This is a genomic window from Gordonia sp. ABKF26 (assembly GCF_041103195.1).
Taxonomy (GTDB): Bacteria; Actinomycetota; Actinomycetes; order Mycobacteriales; family Mycobacteriaceae; genus Gordonia; species Gordonia terrae.
The window spans coordinates 1,262,036-1,277,423 of sequence record NZ_JBGCVZ010000003.1; the positions used below are offsets into that span (position 1 = coordinate 1,262,036).

The 15,388-nt window shown below is 66.7% G+C and carries 16 protein-coding genes; 5 read left to right on the forward strand and 11 right to left on the reverse strand.

Annotation, left to right across the window (positions count from 1 at the left end; translation table 11 throughout):
* Window positions 1-118 precede the first annotated feature (118 nt).
* A complete protein-coding gene (locus AB4Z55_RS06315; protein ID WP_248643734.1) occupies window positions 119-802 on the forward strand; it encodes a GAF and ANTAR domain-containing protein in 684 nt (227 codons plus the stop codon).
* Window positions 803-1,141: 339 nt separating this feature from the next.
* Here the strand turns inward: AB4Z55_RS06315 and AB4Z55_RS06320 are convergent, their stop codons facing one another.
* Window positions 1,142-2,227, reverse strand: a complete 1,086-nt coding sequence (locus AB4Z55_RS06320) for an IS110 family transposase (protein ID WP_369519390.1) — start codon at window positions 2,225-2,227, stop codon at window positions 1,142-1,144.
* Window positions 2,228-2,425: 198 nt separating this feature from the next.
* Window positions 2,426-2,872 carry an STAS domain-containing protein gene (locus AB4Z55_RS06325; protein WP_064570401.1) on the reverse strand — a complete coding sequence of 149 codons (447 nt, stop codon included), beginning with the start codon at window positions 2,870-2,872 and terminating at the stop codon, window positions 2,426-2,428.
* A gap of 438 nt (window positions 2,873-3,310) precedes the next feature.
* Between AB4Z55_RS06325 and AB4Z55_RS06330 the strand changes: the two genes are divergently transcribed.
* The gene (locus AB4Z55_RS06330) at window positions 3,311-4,165 is read left to right on the forward strand and encodes a SigB/SigF/SigG family RNA polymerase sigma factor (protein ID WP_369519391.1); all 855 of its coding nucleotides are present in this window, start codon (window positions 3,311-3,313) and stop codon (window positions 4,163-4,165) included.
* A gap of 1 nt (window position 4,166) precedes the next feature.
* Here the strand turns inward: AB4Z55_RS06330 and AB4Z55_RS06335 are convergent, their stop codons facing one another.
* Window positions 4,167-5,345 carry a zinc-dependent alcohol dehydrogenase gene (locus AB4Z55_RS06335; protein WP_004022287.1) on the reverse strand — a complete coding sequence of 393 codons (1,179 nt, stop codon included), beginning with the start codon at window positions 5,343-5,345 and terminating at the stop codon, window positions 4,167-4,169.
* 2 nt (window positions 5,346-5,347) lie between these two features.
* Entirely contained in the window at window positions 5,348-5,812 is a 465-nt protein-coding gene (locus AB4Z55_RS06340) for a hypothetical protein (RefSeq protein ID WP_004022286.1), read from the reverse strand.
* Window positions 5,813-6,139: 327 nt separating this feature from the next.
* On the opposite strand from AB4Z55_RS06340, the gene AB4Z55_RS06345 reads away from it, so the two are divergent.
* Window positions 6,140-6,565, forward strand: coding sequence for an anti-sigma factor (locus AB4Z55_RS06345; RefSeq protein WP_101819864.1), 426 nt, complete (start codon window positions 6,140-6,142; stop codon window positions 6,563-6,565).
* On the opposite strand, the gene AB4Z55_RS06350 is transcribed toward AB4Z55_RS06345, so the two are convergent.
* The 5 genes from AB4Z55_RS06350 to AB4Z55_RS06370 form a co-directional block, all read right to left on the reverse strand.
* Window positions 6,537-7,397 (reverse strand): glycosyltransferase family 2 protein, encoded by an 861-nt coding sequence (locus AB4Z55_RS06350; protein ID WP_369519392.1) that lies wholly within the window; start codon window positions 7,395-7,397, stop codon window positions 6,537-6,539. The two genes, AB4Z55_RS06345 and AB4Z55_RS06350, sit on opposite strands and share 29 nt — an antisense overlap.
* The gene (locus AB4Z55_RS06355) at window positions 7,394-8,374 is read right to left on the reverse strand and encodes a hypothetical protein (RefSeq protein WP_248643732.1); all 981 of its coding nucleotides are present in this window, start codon (window positions 8,372-8,374) and stop codon (window positions 7,394-7,396) included. The genes AB4Z55_RS06350 and AB4Z55_RS06355 overlap by 4 nt, the downstream gene beginning before the upstream one ends.
* A complete protein-coding gene (locus AB4Z55_RS06360) occupies window positions 8,371-9,480 on the reverse strand; it encodes a glycosyltransferase family 4 protein (RefSeq protein ID WP_248643731.1) in 1,110 nt (369 codons plus the stop codon). The genes AB4Z55_RS06355 and AB4Z55_RS06360 overlap by 4 nt, the downstream gene beginning before the upstream one ends.
* On the reverse strand, window positions 9,473-10,549 hold the full coding sequence (locus AB4Z55_RS06365) for a glycosyltransferase (protein WP_248645662.1): 1,077 nt from the start codon (window positions 10,547-10,549) through the stop codon (window positions 9,473-9,475). The genes AB4Z55_RS06360 and AB4Z55_RS06365 overlap by 8 nt, the downstream gene beginning before the upstream one ends.
* 289 nt (window positions 10,550-10,838) lie before the next feature.
* The gene (locus tag AB4Z55_RS06370) at window positions 10,839-11,513 is read right to left on the reverse strand and encodes a PAS and ANTAR domain-containing protein (protein WP_369519393.1); all 675 of its coding nucleotides are present in this window, start codon (window positions 11,511-11,513) and stop codon (window positions 10,839-10,841) included.
* A gap of 230 nt (window positions 11,514-11,743) precedes the next feature.
* On the opposite strand from AB4Z55_RS06370, the gene AB4Z55_RS06375 reads away from it, so the two are divergent.
* Together AB4Z55_RS06375 and AB4Z55_RS06380 are read left to right on the forward strand one after the other, a co-directional pair.
* Entirely contained in the window at window positions 11,744-11,992 is a 249-nt protein-coding gene (locus AB4Z55_RS06375; protein WP_369519394.1) for a hypothetical protein, read from the forward strand.
* Between the two features lie 63 nt (window positions 11,993-12,055).
* On the forward strand, window positions 12,056-12,916 hold the full coding sequence (locus tag AB4Z55_RS06380) for an SDR family oxidoreductase (RefSeq protein WP_064570407.1): 861 nt from the start codon (window positions 12,056-12,058) through the stop codon (window positions 12,914-12,916).
* An 8-nt stretch (window positions 12,917-12,924) separates the two neighbouring features.
* Here the strand turns inward: AB4Z55_RS06380 and AB4Z55_RS06385 are convergent, their stop codons facing one another.
* Window positions 12,925-14,211: a lipase family protein gene (locus AB4Z55_RS06385; protein ID WP_369519395.1), complete on the reverse strand. Its 1,287-nt coding sequence runs from the start codon at window positions 14,209-14,211 to the stop codon at window positions 12,925-12,927.
* A gap of 70 nt (window positions 14,212-14,281) precedes the next feature.
* Window positions 14,282-15,271 carry an ABC transporter substrate-binding protein gene (locus tag AB4Z55_RS06390; RefSeq protein WP_033204809.1) on the reverse strand — a complete coding sequence of 330 codons (990 nt, stop codon included), beginning with the start codon at window positions 15,269-15,271 and terminating at the stop codon, window positions 14,282-14,284.
* Window positions 15,272-15,388 lie beyond the last annotated feature (117 nt).

The following is a 15,388-nucleotide window of genomic DNA, read 5'->3' on the forward strand; positions in this document are numbered from 1 at the left end:
ACGCCTTTCCCGAGCCGACAACAGGCACGTCGCCGTGGGCTACGTTGGGGTGAGTACGCCGAACAATGCGCGTCCGTGGTCGTTGGTGTTCACGTCGGGCGTTGAAAGGGGCTCGATCATGACACATCCGTTCGAGGAGGACGTCCACCGAAGGATCGCCGATCTGGCGCGTGAGCTCCACGGGGACGACTCCGACGAACAGGTCGCCAAGTCGATCGTCGAGAACGCGCTCATCGACATCCCCGGCGTCGGGTACGCCGGCCTCACCGTCACCACCAATCGGAAGTCGATCGAGTCCTTCGGCTCGACCCACGACGTCGCTGACGTGCACGACCGTATCCAGGCGGAACTCGGTGAGGGACCGTGTATCTCGGCGGCGCTTGCCGACCGCGTCGTGCGCGTCGACGACCTCGCGAAGGAAGAACGTTGGCCCGAGTACCGGCAGCGGGCGCTGGCGGAGACCTCGATCCGCTCGGTGCTGTCCTTTCAGCTCTTCGCCGACACGACCACGATCGGGGCGCTGAATCTGTTCGCCGACGTGCCCCGCGCCTTCGACCTCCACGCCGAGGATCTCGGCGCCGTCTTCGCGACCCACGCGGCGCTCGCGTGGAACAAGGTCAGGAAAGACAAGCAGTTCCACAGCGCCCTGGCCAATCGCGACGTCATCGGCCAGGCCAAGGGCATGCTGATGGAGCGGTTCGAGATCGATGCGATCGCCGCGTTCGAGCTGTTGAAGCGGCTGTCACAGGACTCGAACACCAAGCTGGTCGACGTCGCACGCCAGGTCACCACGAAGCGGTGACCTGACGTGCCCTTCGAGGCTCGTCGCTGATATGTAGTGCTGCTCTGTCAAGTCCCATGGCGAAGTTGGCCTCCTTCGGGGGGCTGTAGTGGGGTTTGGCCGCCCGCCGCGGTGTGTGGTGGTCGTTACTCGCGACGGTGTTGTCGGACTGATATACGCGGGTTGGTTACCGCTCAACGGTGTTCGACAGGAGATGAAAACGCTGACCGACGGGTCTATGTAAACGTGCGTACCGTGCACTCAAAAGTGCTGGCGCACATAGCGACGCCGTGGATTCGTTCCCTGTTCACCACAGCGGGAGTCCCGCGACGGGCGGCCAAGATTGTGTGTCAGTGCTGGCTACTCGTCGAGCACCGCCAGCGACCAGCACCAGCCGGCAAGCTCACGAGCGATCGCGGTGTTGGCGACGCAGGGATGTTTGCTGCGGCGGTCGAACTGTTGCCAACGCTTGTGCAACCGACGATTGCCGGCATGGCCACGGGCGCGGGCAGCCGGCGAGGCAGCCTCCCACCGACGGCGCATGGTCTGCCCGGGTGTGGCGTAAGGGCGCCGGTGTTGCCAGGCCGCCTCGACCAGCAACCGACGCACGTGGGCGTTACCGGCCTTGGTGATCGAGCCCTGACTGCGGGTCCCGCCGGTCGAGTACTCCGAGGGCACCAACCCGGCGTAGGAGCCGATCGTGGCGCCACTAAACCTCGACCAGTCGCCGATCTCGACCGCGAGAGCGAACGCGGTCAGCGTCGACACACCCCGCAGACACGACAGACGGGTGACCACCGCCCGCCACGGATCGGTCGACGCGGTCTGTTCGATCAGCTCATCGAGGCGGTCACGGCGTGCGGTCACGCTCAACACCGCGTCCAGGTCGTTGTCGAAGGCGGCCTGCAGCAGCGGCAGCTCGAAACGTTGACGCTGCAGCCACCGCTGATGAACACCGGTCCAGGGTTTGCCGCCGGAGTAGACGATTCCCTGGCGCAGAAGCAGTTTGGACAGTCGATGCCGAGCGCGCATGAGGTCGCTGCGGGCGTCCTCGCGGGCGCGGACCAGATCACGGGCGGCTTCGGCGCCCACCTTAGGCACACTGACCGCTACCACCTCGCCCAGGCGCAGCAACTTCGCCAGATGTGCAGCGTCTCGGGCATCGGTCTTGACGCGGTCCCCGGCTGGTCGTTGCAGTTTTGAGGGAGCGGCAACCACACACTCCATCCCGGCCGCAGTGATCGCCCGAGCCAATCCGAAGCCCGTCGGACCGGCCTCATAGGCCAACCGCACGGGCGGTGCCAAGCCCTGTAGCCAGCTCACGATGGTCGCCGCATCGGGGACCAACGTCTCCCGAATCACCATCCCGGAGTCTTCATCGATGGCATGAGCGACCACCGAGCGTGCGTGAACATCCAATCCGACACTTGTACCCTGAACAATCACCGGAGGCCTCCTGATCTGCAATGTGGTGCTACCGCCGAGTGTGAACTCAGCACCAGCAACCCACGATGTGTTTGCAGCTTGAGGCCTTCGGCCCCAAGGCCCTCATACCGTCTATCGCTCCTCGCACCTCAGGGGGCAGGGGAGGCTCGTCGCCAGCGCTCCTCGCACCTCAGGGAGCAGCGGCCTAGCTGGGGCGGCTTACTCGGCGACGGTGAATTCCATCGTGCTGGGGGCGACCTCGTTCTGAGTCAGGGCGCGTCCGGCTTCCTCGAGTGTCTCGAAAGCCTTGACGTAGGGCGCCATCCCGCAGAGTTCGAGCGGGCGGGTCACACTGCGGCCGCCGACGACCACGACCGGGACGAATCGTCGACCGGCGTCGTCGATGAAGGACCGCAGCAGTACGAGACCCACTGTTCCGAAGAAGTTCAGGCCGGAGAAGTCGAGGACGATGCCGTCGACCGGGCCGCTGATCACCCGATCCAGCGCAGCCGCGAAATCGGCGGCGGAATCGCGATCGACGCTGCCTGAAAAACCTTGTACGCAATACGATTTCGGTGACACGAACTGGTGTGGATGTGTCTTCGGCGCAGGTTCGGTCGCGGGATCGAAGGCCGACCGGAAGGTGGTCGAAGAAGTGAGAGCCATGATGTTCTCGTTTCGGTAAGTGCGCGTCTGGCCCGACCGTCACCTCTGGATCGAAGGCCTTGATACTCCACCGAATGTGGTTGGGAGTAACCCAAGTTCACGATCGTCGAAAAAAGATTGACACGTGATGGTGGGAAGCGAAGAGGCCCTGGGCGCCTGTCGCTTAGAACGCAGCTACTACCTGAACCGCATCCCTTACCCTACGTTGCGCGACCACGGCGTACAAGGTTGTGCCCACTTCGGCAGTTTCTATGCGCCGAGTTCCTGCCACACACCGCTCTGACCAGGCCACACCCGGCATGGCTGGACGCTGTCGTACGACCGTGGTTGGCTGGACTCGGATATGCGTCGAACCCGTGCGCACATCATTCCTGTTCTGGTTGCGGCACGAGGTCTGCGCATCAGTTCTCGTGCTGTCTTCTAAGTCTGGTGGTGAGAATGGCGTCGGGAGACCGGGGCGATCACGACGATTACGGTGACGTCCTCCCCTCACTTCGTGCGATGCACGAGGAGAAGGACGACGATCGTCGTGCTCGACTTCGGGACGAGGTCATCGCGCGGTGCCTGCCCCTGGCGGATCATGTCGCGCGGCGGTTCTCCGAGCGTGGCGAACCCATCGACGATCTGCGTCAGGTGGCGCGGATCGGTCTGATGCATGCTGTCGACCGGTTCGACGTCGAGCGCGGCAACAACTTCCTCGCCTTCGCGGTGCCGACCGTGATGGGCGAGGTCAAGCGCTATTTTCGGGACAGCACCTGGTCCATCCGCGTACCCCGGCGTGCGCAAGAGGCCTCGCTGAACATCGCCAAGGCAAGTGAAGAACTCTTGCAGACCCTCGGTCGGTCGCCACGCCCGAGTGAGATCGCCAAGCATCTGGACCTGCCTGTCGGCGAGGTCATCGAGGGCATGGTCGCCCGGTCGGCGTACACCGCGAGTTCGATCGACGCCGAGGCCGGCTCGAATACCGACGGCTGGACCCTTGCCGACACCCTCGGCGACGAGGACGCACGGTTGGAACTCGTCGAAGAATTCGTGACACTGCAGCCCGCACTCGAGCGGCTCACCGAGCGCGAGCGCACGATTCTCACCCTTCGTTTCTTCAAGTCGATGTCGCAGAGCGAGATCGCACGCGAGGTGGGGATCTCCCAGATGCACGTGTCGCGCCTGCTGACGCGCATTCTCGAGACCTTGCGGTCCGAGGTCGTCGTCGAGGAGGACGAGGCCGAGGGCAACGACACCCCGCAGGCCGACGGAGAGCCCGCCGCAGCCAAGGGCCGCGGCAGGCCCCGCTGAGTCACGGCTTGAGGATCACCTTGACCATGCCGTCGTCCTTCCGCTGGAAGGTCTCATAAGCCTGCGGGGCCTCGTCGAGCGGCAGTTCGTGGGTGGCGAAGGTGTCGACGCCCAGTGGGTCGTCATCGGTGAGCAACGGCATGATGTCGTCGACCCACCGCTTCACATTGGCCTGCCCCATGTGAAGCCGGATCTGCTTGTCGAACATGGTCAGCATGGGAAGCGGGTCGGCCGCGCCGCCGTAGACCCCGGACAGCGAGATCGTTCCGCCGCGCTTGACGATGTCGATCGCGGAGTAGAGCGCACCCAGCCGGTCGGTGCCCACCTCGGACATCGCCTTGCGCGCCACGGCATCCGGCAGCAATCCGACGACGCTCTGCAGCGCTTTGTTGATCGGCGATCCGTGGGCCTCCATGCCGACGGCGTCGATGACGGCGTCGGTACCCAGCCCGCCGGTGAGGTCGCGAATGGCGTCGCCGACATTGTCGACGGCGTCGAAGTTCACGGTCTCGATACCGCGGGCCTCCGCCCGGGCCAGCCGTTCGGGTACCCGGTCGACACCGATGACCCGAGCGCCCTGATGCGCGGCGATCCGGGCGGCCATGTCGCCGATGGGGCCGAGGCCGAGCACGGTGACGGTTCCGCCCTGGGGGATCTCGGCATAGGCCACGGCCTGCCAGGCCGTGGGCAGCACATCCGAGAGATAGACGTAACGGGAATCGGGCTTCTCCAGGGGCACCTTGATGTGGGTGAACTGGGCCTGAGGTACGCGTAGGTACTCGGCCTGCCCCCCGGGGACCGAGCCGTAGAGCTGCGAGTAGCCGAACAGCGCGGCGCCCGTCCCCTGTTCGGTGACGCGCGTCGTCTCACACTGCGTCATGAGCCCGTCGTGGCAGAAAAGGCATGAGCCACACGAGATCTGGAACGGTATGACGACCCGGTCGCCAACGCGGAGGTCGCCGGTCTCACTGCCGACCTCTTCGACGATCCCCATGGGCTCGTGCCCGAGGATGTCGCCGGCCTGCATGAATGGACCGAGGACCTCGTACAGATGCAGATCGGATCCGCAGATGTTGGTCGAGGTGACCTTGATGATGGCGTCGGTGGGCTCGATGATCTTCGGGTCGGGCACGGTGTCGACCGACACGTGTCGTTTGCCCTGCCAGGTCACTGCGCGCATTCTCAGGCCTTTCCCTCGTTGTGTCCCCGGTTGTGTCGATGACCCTCGTCGTGCATTTCTTCCAGGCGGTCGTCCCGCCCTCGCTCTCGTTTTCCCGCGTGTTCCACCGGGAAGTCGTGGAAGCGCTCCTCGTAACGCTCGGCCTCTTCGGCAGTGGTCTCCGGCTGGATCGGGTCCTGATGGGCACGATCACCGTCTCGGGCGGCGCGTCGCCGGAGCAGGACGCGGCTGCCGATCAGCAGGCCGAGCGCCACCAGGCCGACGAGGACGGCGCCCACCGCCAGCCATACGGTCGCGTCGCGGTCGCCCGCGCCGGCGGCGATCGCGAGGCCCGCGAGCACCAGCATGAGTCCGAGGCAGACGAAGCCGAGGAGGCCGATGGCCTTCAGCCCTCGTGACTTTCGTGCCGGACGCCGGGCGATGGCCTCGCGCGAGGCGACCTCTCGGTCGGGTGTCAGATCTGGCATGGTGCACTCCCTGCGCTGTCTGGTTGTGGCTCGGTGGCCGACGTGGCTGGACGACCGGCCTCGGTGCGGACGGTGTACCGCGACGGGGCGACAACGAAACGTCGTGGTGCGAACCGTCCGCCGGAATTGGGACGGAACGAGATGTGAATCTCATGGGGTCCGGTCCTCGAGGAATGCTCTGCTACCGTGTCCACACGTGTTCGGGGGGCACGGTTCAGCGCGGTACATCTTCTCGAGCCGCGGTTTGGAACAGGGAATCACGGGGCACTCATGACCAGACCAGCCGAGATCGGCACCACCAATCAACGGGCGAAGAAGACTCATTTGATGACCGATTCCGACGCGACGTCCCAGCTAGCGATCGACGGCGGCACGCCGACGGTCCTGCGGGTTCCCGCGGCCACCGATCGTCTCGCACTGGTACGCGCCCTCATCGAGACCGCGTTGTACATCGATGACTGGGCACTCGACGACGTCATCGACGCGAAGGTCGCCGTCGACGAGATCTGCTCTCAGATCATCTCTGCGGCGGCGGAGGGGTCGTCGATCGAGCTGACGCTGCACCTGTCGTCACAGGGCGTGGTCGGGGAGATCCGCGGCGAACTCGTCGGGGGTGTGACCCTCAAACAGTCCACGTTCGGGTGGCGAATCGTGCAGACCGTCACCGACACCCACACGATCTCCTACGACGAACCGCTGTCGGACTCGGGATCGCACGGCGTCGTCATCCGGTTCTCGAAGTTCCGTCGCTGACGATCCGCCAGTCGTCCGCGGCGGAATCGTAGGCGCACAGACCGAGGTCGGCGAAGGCGTTCAACCACCCCGCCATCGGCCACGTACCCCAGCGGCCGTGGAAGACCCGGGCGTTGCGGAGAATGTCGTCGAGATGCTCGACGGGGGGATTCGATACCGGGTGGTGTTGGTGATACGCATGGGCTCCACCCACCCAGGCGATGCGAAAACCGTTCTCGCGCGCGCACATCGCGAAGTCGGTGTCCTCACCGCCATATCCTCGGTAGCCCGGGTGGAAGCCGCCGAGCGCGAGCCAGTCGGAGGTTCGCACGGCGAACGACAGCGACCAGAAGAGCATCAGTTCCGACGAGAGTTGCGTCTGTCCGCACGCCGGTGCCGGGCGTGCCGGGTGTGGGTCGGTGAATCGAGGGAGTTCACGAGCCTCGAAGGTCGGCTGATCGGCGGGCAGATAGGTGACCGGGCCGCAGTAGAGGAGCCTGCGGTCCGGCGTCGCCGCGCCGGCCTGCAGGTAGCGTCCGAGCATGTCGGGACCAGGAATGCAGTCGACGTCGAGGAACGCCAGGATCGACGCTCCCGCCGCGATCGCGGCCGCCGCTCCGGCGTTGCGCGCGTCGGCGAGTTGGAGTGTGCCCGGTTCGTCGACATCGACATGGATGACGTGCACCGGATGGCCCTCGACCACCGTGGTGACGTCGGGATCGTCCATCGCCACGATGATGTGGACGTCGGGCCGGCTGGACGAGTGAGCGAAGGCCTCGAGTTGGCGTCGCAGGTGGAGATGTCGCCCCGCCACGATCGTGATCACCGCGACCACCTCGGGGGAGCCTGTCATCGGCTCGCGACCGCTTCGATGGCGCGGGCGGCACGCCCGGCGGCACCCGCGGTGTGCCAGCGCGACCACGCCGGCGACGAGTCCCCGACGGTGTCGAGGATCGATCGCCATCTCTCGGCGTCCGGCCACGTCGACGTGACGAGCGCCAGTTCGGAGCGCGAGAGCGTGTCGCCGGTCGCCCGCTGTTCGGCGAACGGTCGGTCCTCGGGGATCACGACCGCCGGTCGGCCCGCCGCAGCGGCGTCGGCCACGCTGCCCTGACCTGCGCCGATGACGGTCACCCGGGCGCTGCAGAGGAAGGGCCATGGGTCGTCGACCCATGTATCGAATGCCGGTCCGAGTCCGACGACGGTGCGCCCCGGCAGCTCGTCGGCGAGAGTGGTCGCCGGGTGCGGCAGCCCGTGTTCCCCGCCGGCACCGGTGAGGACCAGCACATCCGACGCGAACGTGGGGTGTGAGACGGGAGGTCGGCCGTCGAAGCGGGAGATGCCCCCGGTGAAGACCGTCTTCGACAGATGTTCCCGGAGCCACTCCGGCTGATACAACTCGGCAGGCCAGGGCGCGATGATCGCATCGGCCGCCCGGTAGGCGAGCTGATGCGGCAGGTCGTCCCGGACCCCGGGCTGCGCCGTCACGATCACCGGCACTCCGAGCAGCCGGAGGAACAGGGTGACCTCGACCGAGACGTCGACGACGACGGCAGCCGGTGTGCGCTCGGCGACGAACTCCGCCACCTGCGCCATGCGCGTCCGCAGCCCGGCGTCGTGCCGCGGAGCCCAGTGCAACAGGCCGCTCACGGCGACATCACTCGGCTCCGGGTCGGCGTCGTCGCGGTCGAGGGAGATCACCTCACTGAACGCCGGATCGCACAGCGACGCGCTGGTCAACGCGACGACGTCGGTGCCGATCTGCCCGGCGACTGCGGTGGCGCGGGAACAGTGTCCGCGTCCCTGATGGTGCACGTAGTAACCGATCACGCCGGTACCTGGCGGGTGAGCGAGTCGGTGCCGAGGGTCGAACGTCCGGCGACCAGATCGGCGTAGATGTCGGAGTACCGGCCGATCATCGCGGTGTCGGAGCAGTGTTCCTCCGCGCGACGGCGGACGAGTTGCCGGTCGATGGTGAGCGCTTCCTCCGCGGCGACTGCCAGCGCATCGACATCGCCCGGCGGGACGAGGACACCGGCGTCGGCGCCGACGATCTCCGGGATGCCTCCGCGCGCGAAGCACGCCACCGGGGTGCCGCACGCGAGGGACTCCGCCACCACGAGGCCGTACGGCTCGTCCCACACGGGGCTCACCAGGGTCGCGCCGCAGGAACCCACCAGCCGGGCCAGGTCGTGCTGGTGGAGGTGCCCCTCGTAGTGGACGAGGCGGCCCAGGGAGGGGGCGATCTGTTGCTCGAAATACGTTGCGTCGCTGATGGGTCCGGCCAGTCGGAGCCGTCGTCCGGCGCGCTGCGCGGCCTCGATCGCGAGATGCGCACCCTTCTCCGGGACGAAACGGCCGAACCAGACCAGATCGTCCCCACCGGGACCGGCGGGCCAGCGGTCCAGCTGTACGCCGTTGTGCACCACCGGGATGTCGCCGAGAACATGTGACCAGGACTGCGCCGTGTGCCGGCTGACCGCAACGCACCGCGTATCGGGCGCGAGGGTGAGGGCCGACTCGAGCCACGGCGTCGGCGGGGTGTGCAACGTGGTGACCATCGGGGTCTGCACCGCAGGCCCCATGGCGACCGGGAGGTAGTGCAGGCTGTGATTGTGGATCACGTCGTAGTCGCCGGGGTTGCGCGTGAACGAGAGCATCAGCGACAGATACGAGTGATGATCCTGCAACACTTCGAGCTGGGGCATCGACACATCCGAGCGTGCGGCCGCGGATGGCTCGAACAGCTCGGCGCGCAGGCGATCCGAGTCGACCGGGAGATCGCTGCCGTCACCTGCGAACAGCGTGACCTCGTGTCCGGCGAGCGTCAGGGCGCGGGTGAGATGCCAGACATGGGCCTCGAGTCCGCCGGCGAAGGGCTGGGCGATCGGGTAGCGGCTCGACGCGACGATGGCGATCTTCAGGGGGTCACGCATCCAGAATCCGGGTGTAGAGGGCGGCGTGGTGTTCGGCGAGCGACTGGCGCTGGGCGCGTCGTTCCGGCCACAGTGCTGCCGACGGTCGAGCCGTATAGGCCTGCGCCAGAGCGGCAACCAGCGAGTCCGGATCGAAGTGGTCCGCGGTGAACTCGTAGGACAGGCAGTCCTGCTGCTCGCGATAGAAGCCGCAGCTCGGTGCGATGACGGCGGTACCGAGATCGTGGCAGGCCTCGAGCCAGCCCGAGTGCGTGCCGAACCGGTACGGGAGTACCGATACGGACAGGCTTCGCAGATAGTCCCACAGCTGGTCGTCGGTGAAGTAGTCGTGAACCCGCACGCGCGCGTAGGGATGTCGCGACAGCGCGAGAGCAGTCGTGCCGAAGTCGGGGTTGTACGCGTGGGTCCCCGGGACGAACACCTCGTCGTGCAGGTTGATCTGGACGGTCATGTCCGGGTAATCGGCGGCGGCATCGAGCAGGGTCATGATGACCGGCAACGGATCCATGTTCGCGCGGATGCTCTTGGCGTGGACCCCGACGACGAACTCGTCGGTGTGCGGTTCTCGCGCGCCGAATTTTCCCGGTGGCACGACATGCGGATGGGGGAGAACGGTCGCCTCCCGGTGCCAGCGGCGTGTGATCTCGGCGGCCGCGCCGGGGGTCAGCGTCACCACCTCGTCCGCCGCGGGCACGAGGATGTCCAGTACCTCCTCGTGATGACCCGGCTCGGCGTGATGCGGATTACGCAGATCGTGCAGCGTGTAGACGAGCGGCTTGCCGTGGGTGCGCAGTTCGTCGATGACCGCCGACATCGTCGCCGGCTCGATGGCGTCGAACCCGAAATGGAGGTGGAAGACATCGAACTCGTTGTGATGTCGCGCGATCCAGGCGGGATCGAGCATCAGCGGTGGCCACCACCGACCCGGGACCATTTCGCCGTCGGCCGGCGCCGGGTCGGGCAGGCGCACCACCGACACCGGTCCGGTGTCGAGGTCGCTGGCCGTCCCGTTGAGCGGAGACAGGTGCCGGACGTACACATGCGAGTGCGGCACCGAGGCGACGCGCACGCGTGTGGGGCCGACACTCGCCCGCGGGCGTAGACCCGCCCGTACCGAACGGTCCCGTGTCGTGCTCACCCCCGTGGTGTCGAGGGTTGCTGTTCCGCTGGGCTGCCCACTACTCACTGCCACATCCGTTCACTCGGGTCGCAACGGCTGTGTTCTCAACCGGGCCTGCGCGATCGCGGCTTCGCAAGCCGCCGACGACTGCCGAATTCCGGCAAGTTCTCGTGCGAGCCGAGTTACCCAGAACGGCGTCCGGCGAAACCGTCGACGAGTGCGATGAGCGGTGTGGTGATCAGTGTGAGTTCGAGTGTGGGGTGCCCTGGCCGTCGGTATGGTGCGCATTGAGCAGCAGGTGGTCGAAGGACTGCCGGACCGGGTCCGGCAGCACCACGTATTTGTGGACCCCGGTGACGATCGACCGCGCGAGTTCGTTCACCTTGACGTTCGCCGTCTGCGATCGCCACCGCATGACCTCGAACGCGCGATCGGCGCTGACCCCGTAGACCAGCGAGATCATGCCCTTGGCCTGTTCGATGACGCCCTGGTGCTCGCGGAAACGCGCGACGTGCTCGTCGACGCGGTCCTTGACCGCTCTCTCCTCGATCGCCGTCAGGTCGAGATAGAAGCCCTCGGCGCCGATGACGGCTCCGGCCTCGTCGGTCAGTTGCTGCGAGACGACCGCGACATGACGGACCTCGCCCTGGGTGTCGACGATGCGATGTCGGCTCGAGAACGGAATCCGGCGGTCCAGCATGGTCGCGAGCAACTCTTCGAACGACTGCCGGTCGTCCGGGTGCTTGTGACCGGCGATCAGCTCGGTCGTCGGGGTCACCTCACCGGGCCGGTATCCGTGCATCTCGGCGACCTCGTCAGACCACTCCCACTCCTGGGTGTCGAACAAGAACCGAAAGCTGCCGACGTGACTGATGCGGGACTCGCCGGCGGTGTGATCGTTGGCGTCTCTCACCCTCACCCCTACAAACCACAAATCAACATGGGAGCCAGCGGTCTCGGGCGAAAAATGAGCTTACCTGGCTGTGGTGCCGAGCGGGAATCGGCCTGGTCAGTGTCGTCGATGCCGGACTCGCGGAGATCGTTTCGGCTCCGTGCCGCTCGGGTATCGGCGTCTGCGGGCCGGCGGCGTGCGACGCGGCTCCGACCCGATCACCGAATCCGGTCACGACGAGGAGGACGAGAATGAGCACCGACAACGTGGGTGACAGTGCGACAGCAGCGACCGAGGGCATCAACCCCGATCTGACGTCGACGGCGGGTTTCGAGGACCTCGACGAGGACCGTCTCGGTCGGGATCCGCTCGAGGAGGGCATGGATCCGCCGGAGGACTGGTCGGCCAGCGACCGCACCGGAACGACCGCCCGGGAGCAGCGCGAAGGCGAGTCGCTAGAGGAGAAGCTCGACCAGGAGATTCCCGACGAGAATCCCTGACGCCGCGCGCGATGGGGCCGGCGGCAATGTTTCCGGCTCCGCCCGCTCGGGCATCCGCCGCCCATGAGTGACGAGAATCCCGAGCACGTGGCGAAGACGATCCCGTACCCCGGGGAGACCGACGAGATGGGTGATCGCCCGCGCGACGAGATGCGGGAATACCGCGGACGCGATCTGCTCGCGGGCAAGACCGCCCTCATCACCGGCGGTGACTCGGGGATCGGCCGAGCGGTCGCGGTCGCCTTCGCCAAGGAGGGCGCCGACGTCGCCATCGCCTATCTGGAGGAGGACAACGATGCACGGCACACCGTCGGACTGATCGAAGCGGAGGGGCGGCAGGCTCGCGCCTATCGCGGCGACCTCGCCGACCCGGCGCATTGCACGGACATCGTGAGGCGAACCGTCGATGAACTCGGTGCGTTGGACATCCTGGTCAACAACATCGCCTACCAGGAGATCGTCGACGACTTCCTGGAACTCACGCCGGAGCAGTGGCGCCGCACGTTCGCCGTCAACATCGACAGTTTCTTCCACACCACCCGCGCCGCCGTCCCGCACCTGACCGGCGGCGGCGCCATCATCAACACGTCGTCCATCAACGGACTGCGCGGCAACGACAGTCTCATCGACTACTCGGCGACCAAGGGAGCGGTTCTCGCGCTGACCTATTCGCTCGCACAGTCGTTGATGGAGCGGAAGATCCGCGTGAACTGTGTCGCTCCCGGCCCGGTCTGGACGCCGCTGATCCCGGCCACGATGCCTGCCGACGCGGTCAAGGACTTCGGTACGCAGGCGCCCATGGGGCGCGCCGCCCAGCCCGACGAGATCGCGCCGTCATACGTGTTCTTCGCGGCCGAACAGCTGTCGTCGTACTACACCGGCGAGGTCCTCGCGCCGATCGGCGGCGAGACGCTCCCGGGCTAGGCGCGGGTTCAGGGCACCGGGAGCGGAGCCAGACTGTTGCCACGCGACAACGAACCGCAGTTGCTCTGCGTCGGAGCACCTGCGAACCGCTCCGTCAGGTATTGCAGGGCAAGGGGTTCGAACGGCAGGAACGCCTCCTGATGCGTGAGGCCGTTGATCTGGCGGTATGTGATGTCGACGCCGCGTGAGCAGTACTCGTTCGCCAGGCCGATGACGTCGCCGGTGATCATCAGGGTGTCGCCGATCGCGTTGTAGTGACCCACCGCGAGAAGCATCTTCGTCGACGGGGTGCCCGACCGGCCCATGATGTTGTCGTTGATCGCGCGCACCACCTGCGGCACGTCGAGCAACCCGGTGTAGGGCGGCTTGACCATGTCCGCACTCGTGAGACCCGCGTACTTCGACGCGAACTCCGAGATGCACTCGTCGCTCACGTCCTGGGCGACCTGCTTGCCGCGTGCCGACAGGAAGGTCGAGGTGTCGAGGCGGTAGGTCCGCTGGTAGGCGACCACCAGTGCCGGGATCACGCCCGCCCACTTCGCACTGCCGTTGATGTACGGCAGGTTGTGTGCGAGGTCCACGGGCAGGCCGCCGGCGGCGGCGCCGACGATGTTGAGTTCGGGCGCGTATCGCGGCGCGACCTCGGCGCCGAACTGCGTCGGGATCGACCCGCCGGAATAACCGACCAGGCCGACCGGGGTCGACCGCGGCAGCCGCAGGAACGACTGCGCGGCGCGCACGCCGTCGAGCGCGGCGTACCCCGACTGGCGGCCGATGGTCCACTGCAGCTTCTCGCCCTCGTAGTCGGGCACCACGACGGTGTAGCCGGCCGCGAGATAGCCTGCGATGACGCCTTGTTCGGCGGTCGCGGTGCCGTTGGTGTAGCCACCGCTGAGTGTGTAGGACGGGTCGCACTGCGAACCCAGCGCGTCGTAGGCCATGTGGTACGAGACCAGTCGGGTGGGGCCCGGGGTCAGCGGTCGGAGCACCGTCGCGACCGTCACCACGCTCTCGCCGAACTGGTCGGTGGTGCGATAGAGCACCTGCGAGCCGGTGATCGGTGTGGACAGCGTCGGTGTCCGGAATTGCATGGGGCGGCTGCGGAGCACCGCGCCGGGTGCCACCCCGGCCAACGAGCCGTTGTACGAGTAGAACGGATCGGCCGACGGAAGCGGCGAACCCGGGCCGGGTGCCGCCTGCGCGGGAGGTGCGCTCGCGAGCACTCCGGCGATCACGCCGACGACAAGACCGATGACTCCCACGCGCAGCCAACTCGTGCGCACCCCGAACGACATGGCTCATCTAAACATCGAATGGGCCGGGATGGGAGAGGTCACCCAACAGCGACGTCGTCCACCGCACCGCTCATGTGGTCAGCTTCGCCAGTGCGGGCTCGAGGGCGTCGACCGCCCACGGAACCGAGTACACCGTCGGCGAGCCGAACGCGGAGGCGGTGTCGTTCGTCAGGAAGACCGTCGCGCCTGAGCGGACCGCGGTCAGCGAATCCCATCCCGGGATCGTCCCGAAGACCTCGGGTCCGCCGACCAACGGCCAGAAGATCAGCAGATCGGAGCCGAGCAGATCCACCCGTTCACTCGAGACGACGACACGCTGGCCGTTGTCGGACAGCCCGGTGACCGCGGGGTCCAAGCGCAGGCCGACCTCCGCGAGGAGCTTGGCCGACGGGTCGTTGTCGGAGGTGACGACACCGAACTGCCGCTCCGGGGTCAGCTGGCCGAAGGTCGCTGTCTTGCCCTGTGCTGCAGGGTATTTCTTCTTGACCGCGTCGATCTTCGCCTCGACCTCGGTCTGCGCTTCCGCCGCCTGCTCTTCCTTGTCGAAGATCTTTCCTGCGGTGCTCAACACCTGCTGCCAGGTGTCGTTGACGGTCTCGGTGCTCATCACCGGGATGGTCGGCGCGATCTTGGCGAGGATGTCGTACGCCGCACGATCGGGTAGGTACCCCGCCAGGATCAGGTCCGGATCGAGTTTCGCGATCTCGGCGACGCCCGGCGAGGCGCCGACATCGACCGGGATGACGGTGGACTCGTGCGGTGGGGTCCACGCGAACCGGTTGCCCGGGCCCGAGTATCCGGTGGAGACGAACTCGGCGGTGATGGGGACATCCAGTCTGATGAGCGAATCGGACCAGGCGGTCGCGCCGGTGAGGGTGACCACCCGCTCAGGCGTGCCCTCGACCACCGTCGACCCGTACTGATGGTCGACGGTGGTCGAGCCGGTCGACTCGGTCGAGTTCTTGCCGGAGTTGCCGTCATTCCCGGATGAACATCCCAGGGCGAACACGAGCACGGCGACGAGCAGGAACGGGGCGGCGAGATACCGCTTCGGATGCATGGAGGTTAGGTTAGGGTAACCAATCATTCAGATCAACCGAAGCTGTCCTCCCGGCGGCCGGTGAGGGCTGTCTGTTGCGGGGTCGGTCCGGCCGCCGACCCCGTTGCTTCTACGTTG